This window comes from Acetobacterium sp. K1/6 (assembly GCF_034438075.1).
Classification (GTDB): Bacteria; Bacillota; Clostridia; order Eubacteriales; family Eubacteriaceae; genus Acetobacterium; species Acetobacterium carbinolicum.
The window spans coordinates 1-19,463 of the sequence record NZ_JAXQGA010000031.1; the positions used below are offsets into that span (position 1 = coordinate 1).

Consider the following 19,463-nt stretch of genomic DNA (forward strand, 5'->3'; position numbering starts at 1 on the left):
CTCTTGATTATATGACGCCGATTGAATTCAAAACAGCAGACCTTAAAAAAGTTGTCTGAAAAAGTGTTGACAATCCAGTTTAATGGTTTGATAGGAGAGCATGTCAATGGGTGCTTCGTACACCAACACTTGATTGCCTTTACCTTCATGGACAAAAGGGTAGTGCTTATCTGAATTTTCTACGATCCCTTTAAATGGTTCCTTTCCGGGGACATCATAGGTTCCCCGAAGGGAAATGCTCTTAACTACTCCATTTTCATCAAACCCACAAAAGGCACAATTATGATTATTGTCTTCATAAATTTTATGTTGTTTGACATAGTAATTGACCACCTCCGGATCAATGCAGCGAGTTTTTACCAGATAAGCAAAAATCCGCCGATAATTGGCGGATTTTTCTGGTGGCTTAAAGATTCCATCATTGGTTTTTTTATACTCCCTGGCTTTTTTGATATAAGTTTTTGCCACCTCACTGGGTTCGGGATGATGATTAATAAAGGCTGCCAGTTCATGGATCGCTTCGCCCTTGTTTTTTTCCTTCATATACATCACAAACTGAATGATCCCACCACCCGCTTCTTTTGAATCATCGGAAAGCCGATTCCATCGGTTTAAATCAGGATCAATAAATAACCCGCCTTCATTTCTGATTTTAACTTGATTTCCAATTTCAACCAGCTCATAACCGTTGGCCATGGCATAATCAACGATGCTGATCGCTTTGACCTTTTCAAACACTTCCTCCGGTAAACGCCCCATCATTCTCTCCTTTCCTGTTTCCTCGGGAAACAGATTCAGGCTTTTTTTACCTGACTATCATCGTACTCCACTTCCAGCTTATCGTGCCTGGATCATGAGTTTTGCAAACTCCTGCGATTTTATTATTCAACCCGCTCAAGTATGTATACCTCCCCTTCTTCATCAATTAGTTTTAATTGTCCTTTATTAAGGGTCCCCCGATAATTATAGCTTCCGGGAATGCCATCTTTAAAAAAGCTGATAAAAGTCATTTCCTGTTTCAATTCCTCCGATGTGTAATAATTGATGAATTGCCCCTCAACAACGTGTCCTTCAGTAAAAAATTGAAAAGAATCGTCACCAATTTGCTTATACATATATTGAATTGATTCTTCATTTATTGTGGTATCTATGTTTTTGCCACTGTAATAATATAAAAAGCCATCACTATAAAACATGACACGCTTCCATTTACCATTCTCATCTTCTTTATTCTCAAATGAATAACCCTCCATCCGTTCAAAGACGGTTTGAGCTAATAAATCATCCTTTTCCCCACTATAACTGCTCCAAAATGGAAACAATATAGAAGCTACAATTATACAAATTACTACAACGTTAATTCTTGTTCGCCTACGATTTTTTTCTTTTTCAATTTCTTTTTCTTGTTTATGATATTCAGTAATTTTATTAATTTCATTTAACATCGGTTGTCCTTTCCAACTTCACATGCTGCACTGCAATAGATTGACCATTACCTTATCCTTTCCATTTCCTGTTTCCTCGGGAAACAGGCTTATGCTTCCTGCGCCCAGTCTTCTTCATTATCCGGTTCCGGTTCAAAGCGATTTCTTTCGGAAATATCAATAATCGTCGGTTCATTTTCGATTCCCTGTTTTAACTGGGCAATCCGTTCCATCATCTGATCGGCTGGTACATTGGATCGGGCATAGCTTGATACATCCAGTCCCTCGTCGAGTCCGACGCATACCAGTTCCCACTGTTCATTTGAAAACGCTTCTTTGAATACCCCCTGATAGGCCATGAAATTTATATAGGTTTCCCGATCCATATCTTTTGCAATAATCGGTTTATTCATTTCTTTGGCCAAAATAATCTCACTGATCATGCCTTCAGATAAGGTATTACCATGCACCCATATCTCTTTGCATTGCTTAAGCAGTTCGATCCCCATTTCAAGACCCTTATTCCGCTGACTTGGGATGGTGTCGTCCAGGTATTGGGTAAAGATGGTATGGGGAGCCAGTGGCAGTACATTTAATTCGCTGGCCTGCCGGCACCATTCTTTAGCCCGATTCATATTGTCTTCCATGCTTCTTTCTTCGTTCGCCTTGAGTGGCGAACACACATATACCATTTTCATGTCAGTTATCCCCCTTGTTTTTGTTTCCTTAGGAAACAGCTTTGAGTCATTACATAAAAAAAACAGATCATCATTTGTGATATCTATCTGGTAAGTTTCTCCTTCTTTAAGCAGTTCATTGATCAGAATCACTTCAAAAAGGGATATCGTCTTCGTCAGCCATTAGGTGAAAATCTTCATCAAGTCCCATCACCCCATTTCCCATTTCGGGAGACAAGCCATTTGGATTGCTGCCGTTATTCTCCTTTCGCTTGGTAGAAATGAAATAGACCTCATCGGCTACCACTTCGGTCACGTACCGACGCTGACCATCCTGGCCATCATAGCTCCGCACCTGTAATCGCCCTGACACCCCAATTTGACTGCCCTTGGATAAATACTGTCCGACAAACTCGGCCTGCTTACCCCATACCACAATGGGTACGAAATCAGCTTCCTTTTGTCCGTCTTTGTTTTTAAAGCGCCGATCCACCGCCAGGGTGAATGTCGCTACGGCCTTACCTGTGGTGGTATTTTTCACCTCCGGATCTCTGGTCAGCCTGCCAACTAAATTTACTTTGTTCATCAACTTCTCCTTTAATTTATATTTCCCTGTTTCCCGAGGAAACAGAAATGATCCAATAAAAAAAGATTCACATCATTTGCTGATAATACGATTCAGCTTGATATAAATCTCCGTTAGTGTTTTCTGTACTGATTTTAATTCCGGGGCATTGATCTTCCCCATATGACACAGCTTGGTCAATTGATTAAGATTCGTCCCGATCCTGGTCAGATCCTTTGAAAAATCTTTGAGTCCGTCTAAAACGACTAACTGCCCCCCGGCATAGGTTTCTCTGACATATTGGCCCACTGTCATGTTGGCCATTTTTGCATTGGTTTCTATTTTTTCATACATATCCGCTGTACAACGAAACGAGATGGTGCAGGGATAGGTTTGGCTTTTTTCTTTGGCAGCGTCAATGGTATTTTTAATGACTTCATCCAGATCATCCCGGCTCAGGTAGAAGATCAGGCCCAGCTGCTGCTTTATTTCATCACTGGGAATGGTTAACCCATTTTCATATCGATAAATCTTTTTTCGTGAGACTCCCAGCATCGTTGCCAGGGCGTCCTGGGACAATTCTTTTTCCAGACGCAAGCTGCAAAGTGTTTTCTTTTTTATCTTAATCACCTCCATCTTGTTTCCCGAGGAAACAAATAGAACACTTACTGTTTATTTAATATTTGAATTACTTCATCACCAATCAGTATCTGAATTTGTTTAACCTGTCTTGATCCATTAACTTTAATCGGACGAATTGTATATTGCGTTTGATTCTCTGGATTAATAAAAGTACCTTCTGCTAAATATTTATCAGCAGTAGTTGCTTCGTTCACCATAAAATCAGCCATAAAAACATGATATGTCGGATACAGAACCATCGTAATTAAATTTGCGTTGAACTGAATTTTCGAAAATTGAATCTTACTTTCATCCTCAACATTTTGAGGGGGTATCATTTCGAAAGTAGTTGAATCCATTTGATAGTATGGCTCTGCAAATACCTCGTTCAAACTCACTAAGATTTGATCTGATAAAACAAACACCAAAAACAATGCAATCACAAATACAAAAAACACCAAGCAAGCTGATCCAATAGCTTTTAAAAATTCCATTTTTAACTCCTATCTTTAATTTTTAACATAATTGATCTCCTTAGACAAAACGCGACCTTTAAAGCGTCTAATTTTTTCATAATTACCTTTATCCTGTTTCCCGAGGAAACAAGATTTTTATAAAGAACAGGAAACTGCATCGATATAAATCCAAATTTCTTGACCATCGTTTTGAGCAACAAATTGATTGAATCCGACAAAGATATCACTCAATCCATTGTTGATCAGATCTGTGACTTCGGTTTTTCCTTGCCAATCCGACAATTCCTTAAAGCTATTTAGAAATATTTCTGTTTCGCTTTTTTCAATACAGATAAGATAGACCCCATTCTTTTCAATATCTGCTTCGAAACAGTTTTGGCTTTTTCTGCCACCCAGGGTCCCAAGATATTCCAGATTGAAAATTTCTTTGTCATTTGCCCAGTTTGCAAATTCAGCAGTATTTTTAAATTCCAGTTCATTCATTGATTTATCCTCCTATGTTATTTTTTTAATCCTGTTTCCCGAGGAAACAGATTTGGCATTTTTTATATTCTCAAATGTCTTTTTTCCTTTATTAATCTAATGATCAATGTTTTGCTAAAACATACTTTTCCATTCATCGTCGATTTTTTTTCGCTCTTTTTTTAACCAGTAATTCGAGACAGTGATCAAAACAACTACGACTGCGATAATGCCACCCACAATAATTAATAGCAACCATACTGCTGCCTTTCCGATCACACCGTCATTTTCAACTCCGCTAGTTTGTTTATTTATCATGTTTTCATTATTTAATACAATCTCAGCCGTATTATTGCCAGAAAGCTTCAGCTTAATCTGTTCATCAATGGAACTGCTCCCTTTCATAACATTGTATACATAATTAAAGATATCAATTTTTTCGATTATTTCAGGCGTTGAATAATCTATGTACTTAGCGACCATTGTTTCACCAGCTGGCGATTGGAATTCCAGGGAATCTGCATCTTTGACTTTATAAACAGCTTTATAATTCTCGCTATTGTGATATATCTCGATTAACCCATCCTCCGCCCTTATTCGATACAAGTCGGCTGTTTCAGTATTTGAATCACTCAAAAATATAATTTCATCAATTCTTTCAACTACCGGTTTGTTTAGATATTGGAGATCATTACTTTTGCTTATATAACCAATTAATCCAGTAGCAGCAATTACAATAACAACTAAAAATATGAATCGACCTCCGCCTTCACTCCGCCCATCACTATTCATCGATTATATCCTCCACTATTTAATCCTATTATCAAATGTCCATCTGTTTTATCAAAAATCCTCATACTTTCAGATTGATTTGACATTTTTCTACTCACAAATCACCCAAATAATGGCTTGTAATATCATGCCAATTCTGCTCAATACGGTCAAAGTTCTCTGCAATTTCTTCTAAGAATTCTATTCCTAATGCTTCTTTCTCTTTGATCTGCTTATAATTTTTTTCATCCCGAAACTTAAGTACATTGTCCTTAATAAGTGCATCAATTACTTTAGGCTCCAGCGCATCCAGCTCCCAGCATTCATGACCAAAGTCCGAAAGGTATTTAGTGGCACGGCTATCCGTCAATTTGGTAGGATTGGGCGGTGGGTTGTATTCTTCAACTTGCTCCATGTTCAAAGCTAATCTTTTGAATTCAATATCGTCCGTTTCAAAAACATTCAATCTGTCCAGGATGTCCCGGCTCATATCTATTCCACTTGGATCGTGATCGCCCAGGTGCAGCAGAACAATATTCTTGCCTTCACGTTGTCTTTTCTCTAATCTTTTGGCAGCAACCCACATTTCTGATTGACTTACATACCCTCGGCAAGAAAAATATTTGAGATCCAGCTGGTCACAGATTCTGCCAACTACTCCTACTAGTGCATCCTTTTCTACCCAAACCTCAACATAATTGTCTTGATCCTGCCAATAATCTAAATGATAGTTATATGCAGCAGCCTTAATTACATCTCCTGGTTTCTCCCAATGAGTACGACCTCGGATATTTCGGGTGCGATCTTCAATCGCATTCCAGTCGATCAATCCTGCCAGTCTAGCATCATTAATCAGTGCACCCAAATTTTTATAGCTTCTTTCATTATTGGGAATAATATCTCGTGCTACCATTTGATAATAGACTTGTCTTAACGTCAAGCTGTAACCCTGGGCTTCATAGTCTGTTATGACAGCATTTATTCTCCGGATTAGTTCAAGGCTGGTCTGCCGAAATTTCTTAGATACATATTCGATCTTTGGCACTACATTCACTCCTTGCATTTTAAAATAGAACATTTTATTAAAAGTCCAACAAATTAATCTAATTATTTTTCAATTTAATTTTAATATCTTTCTCATCAATTTTTACATATCTCATGAACAATATAGAATTACTAAAACTATAAAAATAAATATTCAAGAATATACCAACAAAAATAAGCCGATAAAGATGTGATAAAGATTGCTTTTCCAATAGAAATTATTTGATCAATGTGAAGAACTTTCCATCCTATCAAAAACATACCGACACCAAATACTGCAATGATAATTAAAGATATTTTTAGTAATCCCATAAACAACATTATTTCCTTCTTTAAAATCTATTTTTGAAAATCTATTTTTGAAAATCTATTTTTGTTTCCCGAGGAAACAGGAATCTTATTTCCGGGGGTTTGGGGGTGTCCCCCATACTTCATTTTCTCAGAAGGAGAAAACAAGATCTGAATGTTTCAGATGGGCCGTTCGCCCATCTGTAAACATTCGGGAATCTTGCCCTTCGTCCCAACTCCGGTCTTTTGGGCGTTACAAATGGGCATTTGTAACGCCCGGGTGATTGAAAAAGAAAATATGGGACTGATCGGCCATAATTTAGGCATGTTTTTCGACCCTTTCATGCTTTTTTAGAATTTCATCGATTTTTATTGTAGTTAAATTTGTGATACTTGCTATCTGTCGGGGGCTTTTCCCTTCACTTTTTAAATTTAAAACCTTATTTTCGATGGATTCTTCGCTTTCACCTGGGATTTTCGAAATATTTTCGTTTTTAATTTCTTCAATTTGAAGTTTCTGCGTGGGTTTTTGTTCAAACAGCTGATTTATTCCAGAAAATAAATTAGTTTTTAGATTTTCAATGTAGGCTTGATTATCATTTAATTTATTTTTAAGTTTTTTAATGATGAAATCTTTCTTTTCACTTTCATTTTTATAATTTTCCAGCAATTCCATTTTTCCGGTTAAGCCCATATCCACGATAATTTCTTTCATTTCGCTGTTATGAAATTTTAACCGGTCATTTTCTAATGCTAATTCTTCTTTTTCAGCCTGAAGCTTGGCGATAATTTTCTCCAATGTCGTAATATCTTTGTGATCAGCTTTGATGACAATCTCATCACTTGAATTATTATCGTTATTTTGATTGGTTAAATCTGCTCGTTGATTTTCAATCGGTAATCGGTCATGATCATTTTTTTCAAGTGGATGATCCACTTTATGTTTTAATTGATCAACATCTGACTGAGGAAGATCCGGTTCAACCTCACTGACTATTGCATCCTCATAATCATCTCTGGGTGATTCCACCACTGTTTCATCTTCCTTTAGTCCCCATGCTTTCTTAGGCTTTTTATTGAAAACCATTTGATCGAATGATCTGCCTTTATTCTTCATTAATCTTACACTCCTTTGAATTTTTATATTTTCATGTCAGTCCATCGTTACGCACCGAGTGCGTTTTTTGCTCCGATCATCCAGTCTGGTCTGCTACTGCACCGGGTGCACTTTTTGATCCGCTCTCCGGTTTGATCGACTACTGCACCGGGTGCACTTTTTGATCCGCCCTCCGGCTTGATCGGCTACTGCACCGGGTGCACTTTTTGATCCGCTCTCCGGCTTGATCGGCTACTGCACCGGGTGCACTTTTTGATCCGCTCTCCGGCTTGATTGGCTACTGCACCGGGTGCGTATTGTGCATGTTTACTTTAAAGAAATAAGTTTATTTTTAATCATCACGTTTCCTCGGGAAACAAATTTATAATTCATGTTCCCAATCATAGCTACTGTTTTCTTTTTGCTTGATCTTTTCTTTTAGCGCTTCTCCTTCCAGTTTCTTTTTCATGTGAGTTAATGGATAATAATTAGACTCCTTACTCTTGCCGGATCGTAAAGCGGTAAGAATATTCCTGGCATTTCTAGCAAATTCATCCATTTCTTTCTGGTGCATTTTTTTCGTCCGCTCACTTCTTCTTTGGCAATTTCTCTCAAACTGCTCCAGTAATTTTTCTTTAGTAAACCGCTCCGGCGGATAGAGTTTATTATTTCTGCACTTTTTACCATCCGGTGTCGTAAACGTGATATGCTTATGATGATCCCATTGGACTTCATAACCAAGTTTTTCCATATTGGTTATAAATTCATCCTGGCTAAAGGAATGCTTTACGCACTCTTTAACAGCCAGAAATAATTCATACTTCCAGCTCTGTCCCTGTTTCTGCTTTTCATATTCTCCCTGTTTAACCGTATGAAGCTTTTCATTATTGTCTTCAGGCTGAATCACCTGATCCTGGTCATTTTGCTTATCCCACCAGATCCGGATATTTTCCTCCCGACACAACTCCATGGATTTATTCTTGATGTCCTCCAGATCCGCTTTGCTGATATGCCATTTTTCACCGGTTTCAGCATTGACTGAGTTGATGCAGAAATGGTTATGGATATGATCCCGATCCGTATGGGTTCCAATGACGACCTGGAAACCGTTAAAAATATCGGTTTCTTCTATCAGTCGGCGTCCGATTTCATGGACAAGCTGCATATCCTGTATTTCTGGTGGAAAGCTCTGTTCGGCATGAATATATAGCCGTCCACTATCCTTGTTATACATATTTTTGATCAGCATAAATTCTTCATAGGCACTCTCAGACGAACAGTTTATGGTTGACACAAGGTGATTTTCTGCTTCCATTTTCTTGGTGTAATCAATACAGTGCCGCATTCCGGTTTTAGTTTGTCCATGCTTGAATTTGATGATTTTAAATACTGCCATTTAACTGCTTTGAGAAAAATACTGATCCAATGCCAACTCAACCGTCATCTGGATGTCACCTTCATCCTCCAGATCTGGAAAGTATTTTTCGATAATCTCTGGTGAGATTTTAAAGGTCTTTTCCGGCTTCTTTTTTAAAGCCTTATCATTAAAGATATCATTGAGCACTTCAATCGAAATTTCGACACTTTCCGCTTTTTTCCGGATGATGTTTGCTTTATGATAGGATAGCTTATTTCCATCCAGCATAAAGGATCTCACCACATCCTGTTCGGCATCAGAAAGATAAGACAGCTCCACTGCCGACTTGACACCCAGTTTCCCTGAATCACAGAGATCTTTTAACCCTGTGGTCAGATTATCATCAATCTGTACGTAATAAAAAATCTGTCGTGTACCAATGTTGAAAGGATTGTCCTTTTCCAATTCATTGAATTTAGATCGTTCAATATCTGATAATTGATCTTTTCTTTTATTTAAGTTCTTCATCAGTTTATAACGTCTGGCTACAATTTTTGCTTTCTCAGATATTTTGAAATCATTGAGGTTGCGTTTTTTTATATTTGTTTCAATGAGCATCAGTTCAGCAGCGCTATCGTCTTTTAATTCCTCATAGATAACCGCATGGATATCTCTTTTTCCGAGTCTTTTACAGGCTTGCACACGATTATGGCCGGAAATAATCTCAAACATCCCCTCATACTCATTATGTGGTCGAACCAGGATCGGATCTGTCACTCCCATATCTTCAATACTTTCCATCATCGATTTCATTTCACTTTCATTATACTTGGTAAAAATGTGATTCTTGAAATCAATGAGACGATTAACTTCAATTCTAGCATAAATTGAAGATTCAGAATAATCAGCCATATTTACTTAACATCCTTTCATATAAAAAATAAAAGACCCTGTTTGGGTCCAATTGATTTTGTTTCCCGAGGAAACAAGATTCTATGTTGAGTAGTCTCTAAATTGTGTTCCTCGTTCCATATGTGCTTTGATCGACGCCGGTCGCTGCCATTGTCTGGTGAACGCTTTCCATTCCATTGAATACTCGGTTTTAAACGGTTTGAAATCCCGCCTTAGTTGGGCAAAGGGCATGGCTCCCATCCGGTATACTTCCTGGAGCCGATTTTCATTCGCTTCCATATCATCGCCAATCAAGACATAGCACTTGATCTTTTCCCGATTAAATCCTCCTTTAATTAACTTATCACAGGCAGTTCTGAAAGCCGGCAGCGACTGATCTGTGTCACAGGCCAACCATAATTCATCAATTTTTAGACTTCTTACATTCTCAACAAAATGATCATCGATCAAATTTGATTGTAATCCACCTTTAAACTGGATCCGTCGCTGCGACCGTAACATTTCAAAGACTTGATCTTTGTGCTTTTTACTGGTCTGAAGAAAATTATTGTCCTGGATAATGTTTCCAGGACAAATAGGTAATTCTTTTATGCGACCCTCAATCTTTGGCACGATGCACCAGGGACATTGATTGTTACAGCCCCTGCTGGAAAAAATTATGTTTGGCTTGAGATATAGGCCCGGCACGAAATCACCCACTGCACTTGCAAATCCGGGGCCACCAACTTTTACTGGCCGGTCTGTAAATGCCTGGTATTGTTCCTGAAGCTTAATGCAATAGTCCTTATCCCAGGTAAAGGAACAGGAAATATGAATCTCATCAAACGTTGGAAAAAGTGAAAACATCGGAGCCTGGATGATTCCATCCGGATAATAGGTCAGGGGATCTTCAGGGGTGTAACTGGTTTTCTTTGGGAAAACCCGAAGAATCTTCTTATCCCAGTTCATTTCAATTAATTTGTCGCACTACTTCAGCATAGCGCTTATTGAAATCTTCACTCGTCATATTCTGCCGATTGTAAAACATTTCTTTGACAAAAAGATCAAGTGGATGAATAACTTGATTTCCATTCTCATCAATTGTATAACTGATTCCAAAACATCCCAGCTCCAATTCTTCCAGCCATTCTCCAGTCGCTTCTGCTCTTACATCCAGATCTTTTACTTGCCCACAGTATGGACACCGTAACTGATCGGACGTTTCAGCGAAGTGCTTGCCAACAATAAATTCTTTATCGCAACCATAACAGACGTACTTCACCAAATCGTCTTCATAGTGCTTTTCACCCGATTCTTTTTCCCAAATTAAATTCGCCATCATTTTATATATGATATAAATACCATAATCCTCCTTGTAAAATTCCTTCAAATTCACTTCTTCCACCAAGCGGAAGAAGTAATGTAAGGTATGTGCGTAGCCATAGTGACTTACTTTTCACTATTTTCAAAATATTTTGATAAGGCCAATTCCAGAATATAAATAATCTCAGCTTCTCCTTTGTTCCCAAAATACTTTGTTAATAGAATCGTTGGAATTTTGAGTATTTTCTTTTTTTCATTATCTTTCTGGTACAATAATCGTTCCAGCGATTCTTTCGTTAATCCTTCATCCAGGGAAAGTTTTTTTATTGCCTTAGCTTTTGAATCTGTGATTCTAATGCCATCATTAATCAAATCCCGAACCAGTTCCTGATCAGCTTCCTCAAGAAAACTTAATTCGACTGAGGACTTGATCGATAGTTTACCTAAATCCATTAAGTCCTTTAAATCACTAAATAGAAAATCATTTATTCTGACATAATTACATATTTGAGATTTTCCCAAGTGAAATGGTTTTTCCTCATCCTTTTCACTGTGATGGTCTTCCGTATTCTCTTTTAATAGATCCGTTCTTAGTCCCTGTTTTTTTATTAGTTTATGCCACTCCGTGATAATTCTGGCCCGATCAGATAATTTGAAGTCTTCAATATTACGCTGCATCAGATTCGTTTCTATTACAATTAGTTTAGATTCATCTTCCGAGATGTTCTCCATAATCCTGGCATGGATCTTTCCGATTCCCAGGCGCTTACAAGCATTGACCCGGTTGTGTCCAGCCAATATTTCAAACATCCCAGTTTCAGTGGGGTGATCTCTAATAATAATAGGTGTCAGAAGCCCTCTTAACTCTATACTTTTCATCAGTTCTAACATATCCACTTCCGAATAAGGTGCAAAAATATGATCACCAAATCCAATCAAACGATCTGTTTCAATCATGACCAAACAGCTATCCTCGTCGTCATCAAGATTAAACATACTATCGTAATTTTTTTGATTCTCCACTACCTTCACCTACTTTGTTAATTTTCAACTAATTCTTTTGCTAAACTCTCGTATGCTTCAACCGCTTTGATAATGCTTTCTTTTTCTCTTTTGATCGTAAATTTGTCATGCAATTCTCTGACACTAAGAGATAACTTCCCAGCATCAGCTACTTTGGATAATGATGGTATTTTAGAATCATATACGTGGATCCGTTCACCAAACACATCCATAATAATATTTTCCATCTCTTTGGTTGATTTTAGTTTTGGCGTATACTTTGTAATCAAAATTCCGCCAATCACCAATTTCCGATTGATGTGTTTCTTCTTAACCGTTTTGATCGTATTAAATAATGCTTCGATCCCTTTAACTGCCCAAAACTCTGGAGCAACCGGTATAACGACCATATCTGCTGCTGCCAAGGCATTGATCGGCAGCATAAGCAGTGACGGCATACAGTCAATAAGCACATAATCATAGTCGGTTTTATACTCATCAAGAATTCCTTTGAGAACAAACTCTCTCATGGTTGCATTCACCAGCTGAATTTCTACATTCGATAACTCAATATTCGAAGGGAGAAGATCAACCATTTCTTTATGCAAGATGACATCTTCTTTATCAGGAAGTTCTTCATCATAAATCGATTTTGTCATCAATGTCGATATGGTCATTCTCAGTTCATCCGGTCTTTGCACCCCCGATTGCATAGTCAAGTTACCCTGGGAGTCCAGATCGACCAGCAACACCTTTTTCCCTAATTTACCTAATTCCCATCCCAAGTTATAGGTTGATGTGGTTTTTCCGACACCGCCTTTTTGATTAACAATTGCAATTGTCGTACATTTCTTTTCCATTTAATATCCTCCAAAATTTTGTAAAAAAAAGAGACCCTTTCGAATCTCTATTTACTTCGTCCACCGGGTGGAAAAAGTTCGTTATTAATTTTATGTAAAACACTTTGAGTAAAAGTCTCAGTTTCGTATTCTAGCCAATTGTTATTATTACTCTCTGACGAAAACGATCGGTCAACTGGTTATAGCCGTTTAGTATAAATTTCACGATATAGTCTGCATCCACCTCTATATTTGTATTAAGCATTGCCAGGCGAATCAGATCTTCATTGAGAACCGGAATATGATAGCTCTCTGTTATTTCATCGAACAATTCAAGAAAATCGTGAATAAACAGATCTTTCTTTCTTTCAATATCTGATGGATAACCTTTACTGATTAGTGCAATATTATTATCAAAATTTGGAGCCATACTTAAGAATACTCCAGTTTCAGGATCTCTTAGAAATCCATAATTTTCAGTATGACGATCCATATTAAAACAAATTGTATCTAAAAACAGAATATCCAGGTATTCTCTGGCCATAGCCGCATTCAGTTCCTGAATTCGATTGAAGTTAAACGCATAGTCGACCTCGTCGCCAACAAGACTTCTTGCCGGTTCATAGTTCAACTTTGCCCCATTTGTGAAATCCCGGCTCTTAATTCCTTTGTCCCAGGCTTCACAGTATGCCATACTAAATCCCATTAAGTTTCCTAATTCATGAATAAACAATTCAGAAAACACTTCCAGTTGATTACCCAGCTTATATAACCACCATTGACCATTTTCCAGACGCCAGCACTTTTCAAAAGAACCGATATTTGTCAGTTCCGGTGTACGACTATTTATGATTTCAGGCCGGTTCACCTGATTAAAGCTGTCCGGATCTCCCAACAATGCTAAATTATCAAAATAATTCTGACTAAAGCGAACCTGATTATAATCTAAGCCTGTTTCTTCATCCAATTTGATCCAGTAAGTATCAGTGATCGTTGATCCATTGACTCGCATGGAAACTTCCGCGTCATCAGCACTGGTCAATCTCAAAACCCGTTTTAACAATCGTGAATTAGTCCGGTGCCGATCGATGGCCCGGCTTTCCAGCCACTCTACTAAGCCGCCATTTCGCTGTAAATATAAAGGCAGAAGACCTGATTCAATGGGAACAAGGTCGTCATTGACGATTTGGGCAATTTTTTTATCTCGACTCATTAAATAACCGTTTATTGGCTTCATTCTCCACCTCATTTTGATATTAATACTAACTCTCAACGATAGAAATTATATTATAACATTCTTTCGCGTTGACCGCTTTAAGTTTTCATTACCACTAGTCAAAAGCCGCTCCTCCCATCTTGATCAGCTCCTCCATATGCGTCATCTTCATAGGTTCTACTAATCCTTCCAGTCAGCAATATCAATGGCCACTTGGTTAACCATAAACAGGTTCGTTTCGAGTGATTCATTGTAAAGCATGGTTTGAATGTATGCTTTTGAATTGACAATTCGATCCGTGATATTTTTAAATTTATGAATAATATTGTCAATATGAATTGGCTCCAGACGCATTAGTGCTGCTCTCACTAACTCCTGGCATTTACTGTCACCATTGACCACTGTTGCAGGCGCAAAATACATGTCCAACAAATTCATTTTAATATCATCGATAATTTGATCATTGACTTGTGATTCTCTATTCTCCGAAAACACTTTCGTTTCAAAGTAGAAATCAATCTTTTCAAATTCCGTCAATCCATCTTTCATGCTTAACTCATTTTTAGCCGAGACATTGTTTGACTGACTGAATAGAATCTCAGTATTACTAATATCAGTATTATTTATATTAGTATTATTTAGTCGTTGTTTTGACGGTTCCGGAATCGTCATTTTGACGTATCCAGAATCGTTGTTTTGACGGTTCTGCAACAAATAGCAATTATAATGCATTTCTTCCATCTCTGTGGGAGCTCTACTATTTACTATCATATTCTCAAGAAACTTACCAACATAAATCAAATTTGGTTTTTGTAGTCCCTGTCTTTTTTCCTCAACGAGACTTTTTTCTTTCAATTCATTGAAGAGTCTGGTGATTTTCTTATCCGCAGCACCCATAATTTCCATTATTTCTTTACGGGTGTAGATAATGAATACCCGCCCCAATTCGTCAACCCAGTTATTCTTTCTGGATAAACTTACCCGGTCTAACAGTACCCCATAAAGCAGCTTGCTTTCTGCAGACAGAGTTTTATACACCGGATTAGTCATTAATTCTTTAGGTACTCTAATGAATGCAAACTGGTCTGCATCATACATCGTAAAATAATTCATAGAATCCTCCGCATTTGCGTTATCAGTATCAAAGAATCATGAACTTGGATTAACCCCGCTTTTGCTAATTCATTCAAGCACTTTTTAATTAGCGTTAGCGAATATCCCGATTCATTACTCAGCTCTTCTAAGACCATTGAGTGGCCTTCCATCATCAGCGCAAACAATAGTTTACTATCAGCGCTGATCTTCTGGTAAGAACCGCTGAATAGAAAACGTGGCACCCTAAACGTATTATTATCAATAGCGTTTAAATCATACTCAGTTAGATATTGCATCGTTTTCCCCTTTCTCTTTGATAAAATAAAAAATCAATGCACCCTTAGAAAAAGGCAAATTGATTATTCATTTCCATAGGGTTTAACGACAATCTTTAACATATGTCAAAGATTTAGTGAAAAATAGCAGTCTAAGAATAAATTCGTTGTTTATTTCAGTTGAAATCGGGTATAATTACCGGACAGGATTATTAAACCCTGTCCGGGATTTTTTTATTTGATTGCATTTGACATCGCTTCCCCAATCGAGGGCATACCATAGAGTTCTCCTGGTTAGGGATGGACAGAACTGAATCCCGCTACATAAGCCGGCACCATTAAGCGCTGCATAGCCAAATCTCCCCGTGTCATTGCGCTTATTCTCTACCACGAGAATATTTTAGCAAAACAGATGAATCTATTCCGTTTCGGCGCTTAGCCTCATCGACCGAAGGGATCTTTGGATCTCCATGATACGTGATATAATATAGAACGAAGTCGCAATTCATTCTATATCTTTGTCAATGATCGCCTGATAGTTTTTAACTATCGTACTGGTGGAAAAGCTGGGACTCGAACCCAGATGAATACCGATATTCTTTTCCATAAAAAAGATGCGCAGCATGGAGTCGGTTTATGTAAATGCATTTGATTTGTTCGAAAAGGTCTTATATCAAGCCATATTTCACACTTAATTCCTCTGATTCCTCAATATCAATGATTTGCATACCTAAAGATATAGAAATCATTCCAAGGATTACTCCATATATTCTATTTTCTTCTGCTTTTGTCATAGGCGATTATGGATTGTTTTCTTTCTTTAGTTTTTTCAATGATTCATCGCAGATGTCTAACTGCTCTTTTAATTTTTTTTGTTCGCTGTTTATCATACTTTCACCTCTAATTTTTTTCAAAATAGTGATTATTATATTAACTGATTCGATAATAACGCAATTTCATTACATAACCATGCTTTATAATTCAATACCTGCTTCAACAATTTCTTTTAGTAACTGAATGCAATCTTCTTTGCTTTGAACATCTTAACCATCGGCTTCCATAATGTACTCATTATAAACTTCGCTAAAATACTCATCATCTTCCAGCAGTTCAGACATCATCACTAAATCATAGTCGTAATTGAAAAGAAAATAATGGAAATAGTAATAGAATTCACTCATTCCATGTGCCCGTTGATACCATTGATATGCCAGATCACGTTCATCGCTGCCACTGGAAGACCAGCCTGTCAGGTCACCTATAAAAGACTGAATAAAATCTCCTGAATTTTTAAAACCGGCCTGATATGCTTTTAGTTTTAAATTTGCATACTGTTTATCAGTTAAAGAAATCCTAAAATCTTTTCGAACTTGGTCAGTTTCCACATCTTTATTTTGTTCTTGTACGTATAACGCAAAACCCTGATCCATTGTGTGCCTCCTAAACTAATTTACAATAAATGGTGTTTGCCAAAAATCATCAACTGGAGCAGAAAATAGGTTGTTTTCCTCTAGCAGCTCGATGATATGTTCACAATATGCATCCGTTCCATGAAGATCTTCAGCAACGATTCTTTCCCGGATAACAGTCGATTTACCAGTATTGAGATTCACTCTAACCTTAACTTCTTTCATCATAAGCCGACTCCTTTTTCGTGATTCCATAAAGATCATTCTTCATCGCTTTCACTGCATCAACCAACACCTGGTGATGCAAGGTCTCAAATATTGGAAGAAAGAAAACACGTGGATCTACTTTTTCTGTGTCATCGATAATTTTTCTATCTATGATCATTCCTGTTTTTCGATCATAGCTCGTGATTATTTTTGTAATTTTCAATTCTTCCACCGCTCAATCTCTTCTGTTTATCCAATTTTCTTGGACTTCGAAGTTAAAAAAATATTCGATCGGTTTAGAAAATATGCTCGATATCGAAATCATTACATCTAACTTCGGTGTAGTTCTTCCTTTCTCTATGTACATGTAAGTACTCGGGCTTTTATATCCTAGTAGTTTTGACATATCAGCATAGGAGTATCCGCATTTTTCTCTTTCTTCTTTTAATCTATCTGTGTATATTAATTTCATAACAACCTCACTTTATCCAACATATTTGGACTTCATATTGCAATTATAGTCCAATTTTATTGGACTGTCAACTTATTTCTCAATGATATATTGATTATCTTGAACTTTATTCAAACTATTTGAATAAGTGTTATAATTATGAAAAACCTAGTAGTCAGGAGCCGGGATTTATGAATCTGCGATTGAAAACACTTCGACAACAAAAAAATATTAACCAAGCTGAACTCGGAAAAATTTTAGATGTGGGAAAAACAACCATATCGAATTACGAAACAGGTTATAGTGTTCCTGACCTTGAAACTGTGGTCAAGCTTGCGGATTATTTTAATGTGTCTACCGATTATTTGCTTGGTCGAACTGATTATCCTGAAATGTGCACGGAGCAAATATTCCAAACTACGAATTTACTTGCTGAAAATGAAATAGAAGTCCTTGAGATTCTAAGAAAAGTAAACGATCGTCAGCAGATTAAACTTATTGGCCGTATTGAAGAAATTGTTAAGCAAATTACTAGTGAAAAGACAAATCACAATAATGAAACTGGTGATTTTAAGTCCAGCGCTGCCCCATCTACTCTCTCGAAAAAAGAAGTTGGATAGAATAGCGAAGTTAAGCCTACAACATCACTAAAAGGTTTAGAGGAATGATTGTGAATAGAATTATATTTTTAAGATCTGAAAAAAGTTGGACCCAAACACAATTAGGCTATATTCTCAAAGTCAAAAATTCCGCTATTTTGAAATATGAATCTGAGAAAGTTCCTTTAACAGCTGAAACGATCAAAGAACTTGCAAAAATATTTAAAGTTACAACCGATTATCTTTTGTGTGTTTCTGATGACCCTAAAGAGTATTCTACATATTTTTCAGTGTCCGAAAGTTTGCTTACTGAAAATGAAGAAGAATTACTTGAAGTGTTCAGAAAAGTAAATGAACAACAACAGATTAAACTTATTGGCCGTATTGAAGAAATCGTTAAGCAAATTACTAGTGAAGAAACAAATCACAATGATGAAACCGGTGGTTTTAAGTCCGGCCTTGTCCCATCTACTCTCTCGAAAAAAGAAGTTGGCTAGAATAGCGAGGATATAGTGTGTTGCTAATTTTTGAATCTCAAGAATTCGCAAATTCCCTTGATTTATACTCCTTAATCAACACATATTTATATTTGAAAGGTATTCTTTTATGGATCAAACTTATTCCCTCTCATCGCACTATCAAGTTTTCCCAGAACTATTATATGTACAACCGTCTACTAAAAAATCAATTACATCGAGTGAAGGTGAATTTCAATGAAGCTGAACCATGACTGTGTCCGAGATCTATTACTATACATTGAAGATAACCTCCAGCATGGTTCTTCTTTATGTGCACAGAATGTAATTCTTAAACCTTATGAAAACCATGACATAATTTACACAGCGGTCAAACTTTCTGAAGCAAATTTCATTGAGGCCACAAAAATGAATTATATCAGCGACTTAATTCCTGTTATCCATATCCACTCATTAACATGGGATGGTCACAAATTTCTTGATAATATTCGAGATGATCGAGTATGGGCTGATACAAAAGAAGTGACTGCAGACTTTTCATCAGTATCACTAAGAGTCATTGAAAATGTCGCGGTTCAAATAATCACAGCATTAATTAACAGACAAATTTGTAATAATACAGATCTCAATTTGAAATAACCATCGGAGTTGGCCAATATCAACATTCGACATACACCGATATTACTTAATATTCATTGGAACACTTTCTTGATTAAGATAATCAAAATCGGTATTTCATGAAATATTCTTATAATAGGTTTCTTATTAGCACTAATTATTTAAGTAAAATCATTCATATCAGGATTTTACTTATCCAATATTATATAATGTACACGCTTGTCAAGACACGAAATTAGAAATTTTTAGATAAATCTCCTTTCGCGTTTTGATTAGGCAGC

The 19,463-nt window shown here is 37.0% G+C and carries 27 protein-coding genes; 3 read left to right on the forward strand and 24 right to left on the reverse strand.

The window, feature by feature from the left end; translation table 11 throughout:
* Positions 1-42 precede the first annotated feature (42 nt).
* From U2P91_RS16720 to U2P91_RS17995, 24 genes are all read right to left on the reverse strand, one after another.
* Positions 43-762 (reverse strand): DUF3991 domain-containing protein, encoded by a 720-nt coding sequence (locus tag U2P91_RS16720; protein ID WP_111889567.1) that lies wholly within the window; start codon positions 760-762, stop codon positions 43-45.
* Between the two features lie 119 nt (positions 763-881).
* Positions 882-1,445 carry a hypothetical protein gene (locus U2P91_RS16725; protein ID WP_111889566.1) on the reverse strand — a complete coding sequence of 188 codons (564 nt, stop codon included), beginning with the start codon at positions 1,443-1,445 and terminating at the stop codon, positions 882-884.
* A gap of 89 nt (positions 1,446-1,534) precedes the next feature.
* A complete protein-coding gene (locus U2P91_RS16730) occupies positions 1,535-2,122 on the reverse strand; it encodes a DUF4406 domain-containing protein (protein WP_162624567.1) in 588 nt (195 codons plus the stop codon).
* 133 nt (positions 2,123-2,255) lie between these two features.
* Complete coding sequence (locus U2P91_RS16735) at positions 2,256-2,687, reverse strand: single-stranded DNA-binding protein (RefSeq protein WP_111889564.1); 432 nt, start codon at positions 2,685-2,687, stop codon at positions 2,256-2,258.
* Positions 2,688-2,759: 72 nt separating this feature from the next.
* A complete protein-coding gene (locus U2P91_RS16740; protein ID WP_111889563.1) occupies positions 2,760-3,302 on the reverse strand; it encodes a plasmid mobilization protein in 543 nt (180 codons plus the stop codon).
* Between the two features lie 29 nt (positions 3,303-3,331).
* Positions 3,332-3,781 (reverse strand): hypothetical protein, encoded by a 450-nt coding sequence (locus U2P91_RS16745; protein ID WP_111889562.1) that lies wholly within the window; start codon positions 3,779-3,781, stop codon positions 3,332-3,334.
* A 117-nt stretch (positions 3,782-3,898) separates the two neighbouring features.
* Positions 3,899-4,246 carry a hypothetical protein gene (locus U2P91_RS16750; protein WP_111889561.1) on the reverse strand — a complete coding sequence of 116 codons (348 nt, stop codon included), beginning with the start codon at positions 4,244-4,246 and terminating at the stop codon, positions 3,899-3,901.
* A gap of 114 nt (positions 4,247-4,360) precedes the next feature.
* On the reverse strand, positions 4,361-5,017 hold the full coding sequence (locus tag U2P91_RS16755) for a hypothetical protein (protein ID WP_111889560.1): 657 nt from the start codon (positions 5,015-5,017) through the stop codon (positions 4,361-4,363).
* Positions 5,018-5,111: 94 nt separating this feature from the next.
* A complete protein-coding gene (locus U2P91_RS16760; protein WP_111889559.1) occupies positions 5,112-6,041 on the reverse strand; it encodes a hypothetical protein in 930 nt (309 codons plus the stop codon).
* A 467-nt stretch (positions 6,042-6,508) separates the two neighbouring features.
* Complete coding sequence (locus tag U2P91_RS16765) at positions 6,509-6,655, reverse strand: hypothetical protein (protein WP_162624565.1); 147 nt, start codon at positions 6,653-6,655, stop codon at positions 6,509-6,511.
* The gene (locus U2P91_RS16770; protein ID WP_111889557.1) at positions 6,648-7,445 is read right to left on the reverse strand and encodes a hypothetical protein; all 798 of its coding nucleotides are present in this window, start codon (positions 7,443-7,445) and stop codon (positions 6,648-6,650) included. The genes U2P91_RS16765 and U2P91_RS16770 overlap by 8 nt, the downstream gene beginning before the upstream one ends.
* A gap of 361 nt (positions 7,446-7,806) precedes the next feature.
* Positions 7,807-8,820 (reverse strand): relaxase/mobilization nuclease domain-containing protein, encoded by a 1,014-nt coding sequence (locus U2P91_RS16775; protein ID WP_111889556.1) that lies wholly within the window; start codon positions 8,818-8,820, stop codon positions 7,807-7,809.
* Entirely contained in the window at positions 8,821-9,693 is an 873-nt protein-coding gene (locus tag U2P91_RS16780) for a ParB/RepB/Spo0J family partition protein (RefSeq protein WP_111889555.1), read from the reverse strand.
* Between the two features lie 81 nt (positions 9,694-9,774).
* Positions 9,775-10,641 (reverse strand): hypothetical protein, encoded by an 867-nt coding sequence (locus tag U2P91_RS16785; RefSeq protein ID WP_322520057.1) that lies wholly within the window; start codon positions 10,639-10,641, stop codon positions 9,775-9,777.
* A gap of 1 nt (position 10,642) precedes the next feature.
* The gene (locus U2P91_RS16790; protein ID WP_162624564.1) at positions 10,643-11,068 is read right to left on the reverse strand and encodes a hypothetical protein; all 426 of its coding nucleotides are present in this window, start codon (positions 11,066-11,068) and stop codon (positions 10,643-10,645) included.
* A gap of 53 nt (positions 11,069-11,121) precedes the next feature.
* Positions 11,122-12,018: a ParB/RepB/Spo0J family partition protein gene (locus U2P91_RS16795; RefSeq protein WP_111889551.1), complete on the reverse strand. Its 897-nt coding sequence runs from the start codon at positions 12,016-12,018 to the stop codon at positions 11,122-11,124.
* Positions 12,019-12,035: 17 nt separating this feature from the next.
* Positions 12,036-12,857: a ParA family protein gene (locus U2P91_RS16800; RefSeq protein ID WP_111889550.1), complete on the reverse strand. Its 822-nt coding sequence runs from the start codon at positions 12,855-12,857 to the stop codon at positions 12,036-12,038.
* Positions 12,858-12,987: 130 nt separating this feature from the next.
* Positions 12,988-14,073, reverse strand: a complete 1,086-nt coding sequence (locus U2P91_RS16805; protein WP_111889549.1) for a hypothetical protein — start codon at positions 14,071-14,073, stop codon at positions 12,988-12,990.
* Positions 14,074-14,232: 159 nt separating this feature from the next.
* A complete protein-coding gene (locus U2P91_RS16810) occupies positions 14,233-15,165 on the reverse strand; it encodes a replication initiator protein A (RefSeq protein WP_111889548.1) in 933 nt (310 codons plus the stop codon).
* Positions 15,162-15,443 carry a hypothetical protein gene (locus U2P91_RS16815; protein ID WP_111889547.1) on the reverse strand — a complete coding sequence of 94 codons (282 nt, stop codon included), beginning with the start codon at positions 15,441-15,443 and terminating at the stop codon, positions 15,162-15,164. Before U2P91_RS16815 ends, U2P91_RS16810 begins: the two co-directional genes overlap by 4 nt.
* Positions 15,444-16,465: 1,022 nt before the next feature.
* Positions 16,466-16,852 (reverse strand): hypothetical protein, encoded by a 387-nt coding sequence (locus U2P91_RS16820; protein ID WP_242988540.1) that lies wholly within the window; start codon positions 16,850-16,852, stop codon positions 16,466-16,468.
* Positions 16,853-16,867: 15 nt separating this feature from the next.
* Complete coding sequence (locus tag U2P91_RS16825; RefSeq protein WP_111889546.1) at positions 16,868-17,059, reverse strand: hypothetical protein; 192 nt, start codon at positions 17,057-17,059, stop codon at positions 16,868-16,870.
* Positions 17,043-17,270 carry a hypothetical protein gene (locus tag U2P91_RS16830; protein WP_111889545.1) on the reverse strand — a complete coding sequence of 76 codons (228 nt, stop codon included), beginning with the start codon at positions 17,268-17,270 and terminating at the stop codon, positions 17,043-17,045. Before U2P91_RS16830 ends, U2P91_RS16825 begins: the two co-directional genes overlap by 17 nt.
* A gap of 3 nt (positions 17,271-17,273) precedes the next feature.
* Complete coding sequence (locus U2P91_RS17995) at positions 17,274-17,510, reverse strand: helix-turn-helix transcriptional regulator (RefSeq protein ID WP_111889544.1); 237 nt, start codon at positions 17,508-17,510, stop codon at positions 17,274-17,276.
* Between the two features lie 170 nt (positions 17,511-17,680).
* Between U2P91_RS17995 and U2P91_RS16835 the strand changes: the two genes are divergently transcribed.
* The 3 genes from U2P91_RS16835 (at position 17,681) to U2P91_RS16845 (ending at position 19,203) form a co-directional block, all read left to right on the forward strand.
* Positions 17,681-18,109: a helix-turn-helix domain-containing protein gene (locus U2P91_RS16835; RefSeq protein WP_111889543.1), complete on the forward strand. Its 429-nt coding sequence runs from the start codon at positions 17,681-17,683 to the stop codon at positions 18,107-18,109.
* Between the two features lie 50 nt (positions 18,110-18,159).
* Positions 18,160-18,585: a helix-turn-helix domain-containing protein gene (locus U2P91_RS16840; protein ID WP_162624563.1), complete on the forward strand. Its 426-nt coding sequence runs from the start codon at positions 18,160-18,162 to the stop codon at positions 18,583-18,585.
* A gap of 216 nt (positions 18,586-18,801) precedes the next feature.
* Positions 18,802-19,203, forward strand: a complete 402-nt coding sequence (locus U2P91_RS16845; protein ID WP_111889541.1) for a DUF2513 domain-containing protein — start codon at positions 18,802-18,804, stop codon at positions 19,201-19,203.
* The last annotated feature ends 260 nt before the right edge of the window (positions 19,204-19,463 follow it).

What these genes read in the sequence shown, in the direction of transcription:
- U2P91_RS16810 (WP_111889548.1), bottom strand. Translation starts at nt 15,165, where the DNA reads ATGAATTATTTTACGATGTATGATGCAGACCAGTTTGCATTCATTAGA.
- U2P91_RS16845 (WP_111889541.1), top strand. Translation starts at nt 18,802, where the DNA reads ATGAAGCTGAACCATGACTGTGTCCGAGATCTATTACTATACATTGAA.
- U2P91_RS16740 (WP_111889563.1), bottom strand. Translation starts at nt 3,302, where the DNA reads ATGGAGGTGATTAAGATAAAAAAGAAAACACTTTGCAGCTTGCGTCTG.
- U2P91_RS16735 (WP_111889564.1), bottom strand. Translation starts at nt 2,687, where the DNA reads ATGAACAAAGTAAATTTAGTTGGCAGGCTGACCAGAGATCCGGAGGTG.
- U2P91_RS16730 (WP_162624567.1), bottom strand. Translation starts at nt 2,122, where the DNA reads ATGAAAATGGTATATGTGTGTTCGCCACTCAAGGCGAACGAAGAAAGA.
- U2P91_RS16745 (WP_111889562.1), bottom strand. Translation starts at nt 3,781, where the DNA reads ATGGAATTTTTAAAAGCTATTGGATCAGCTTGCTTGGTGTTTTTTGTA.
- U2P91_RS16835 (WP_111889543.1), top strand. Translation starts at nt 17,681, where the DNA reads ATGAATCTGCGATTGAAAACACTTCGACAACAAAAAAATATTAACCAA.
- U2P91_RS16825 (WP_111889546.1), bottom strand. Translation starts at nt 17,059, where the DNA reads ATGATGAAAGAAGTTAAGGTTAGAGTGAATCTCAATACTGGTAAATCG.
- U2P91_RS16780 (WP_111889555.1), bottom strand. Translation starts at nt 9,693, where the DNA reads ATGGCTGATTATTCTGAATCTTCAATTTATGCTAGAATTGAAGTTAAT.
- U2P91_RS16800 (WP_111889550.1), bottom strand. Translation starts at nt 12,857, where the DNA reads ATGGAAAAGAAATGTACGACAATTGCAATTGTTAATCAAAAAGGCGGT.
- U2P91_RS16720 (WP_111889567.1), bottom strand. Translation starts at nt 762, where the DNA reads ATGATGGGGCGTTTACCGGAGGAAGTGTTTGAAAAGGTCAAAGCGATC.
- U2P91_RS16815 (WP_111889547.1), bottom strand. Translation starts at nt 15,443, where the DNA reads ATGCAATATCTAACTGAGTATGATTTAAACGCTATTGATAATAATACG.
- U2P91_RS16820 (WP_242988540.1), bottom strand. Translation starts at nt 16,852, where the DNA reads ATGGATCAGGGTTTTGCGTTATACGTACAAGAACAAAATAAAGATGTG.
- U2P91_RS17995 (WP_111889544.1), bottom strand. Translation starts at nt 17,510, where the DNA reads ATGAAATTAATATACACAGATAGATTAAAAGAAGAAAGAGAAAAATGC.
- U2P91_RS16805 (WP_111889549.1), bottom strand. Translation starts at nt 14,073, where the DNA reads ATGAAGCCAATAAACGGTTATTTAATGAGTCGAGATAAAAAAATTGCC.
- U2P91_RS16770 (WP_111889557.1), bottom strand. Translation starts at nt 7,445, where the DNA reads ATGAAGAATAAAGGCAGATCATTCGATCAAATGGTTTTCAATAAAAAG.
- U2P91_RS16725 (WP_111889566.1), bottom strand. Translation starts at nt 1,445, where the DNA reads ATGTTAAATGAAATTAATAAAATTACTGAATATCATAAACAAGAAAAA.
- U2P91_RS16785 (WP_322520057.1), bottom strand. Translation starts at nt 10,641, where the DNA reads ATGAACTGGGATAAGAAGATTCTTCGGGTTTTCCCAAAGAAAACCAGT.
- U2P91_RS16765 (WP_162624565.1), bottom strand. Translation starts at nt 6,655, where the DNA reads ATGCCTAAATTATGGCCGATCAGTCCCATATTTTCTTTTTCAATCACC.
- U2P91_RS16775 (WP_111889556.1), bottom strand. Translation starts at nt 8,820, where the DNA reads ATGGCAGTATTTAAAATCATCAAATTCAAGCATGGACAAACTAAAACC.
- U2P91_RS16755 (WP_111889560.1), bottom strand. Translation starts at nt 5,017, where the DNA reads ATGAATAGTGATGGGCGGAGTGAAGGCGGAGGTCGATTCATATTTTTA.
- U2P91_RS16750 (WP_111889561.1), bottom strand. Translation starts at nt 4,246, where the DNA reads ATGAATGAACTGGAATTTAAAAATACTGCTGAATTTGCAAACTGGGCA.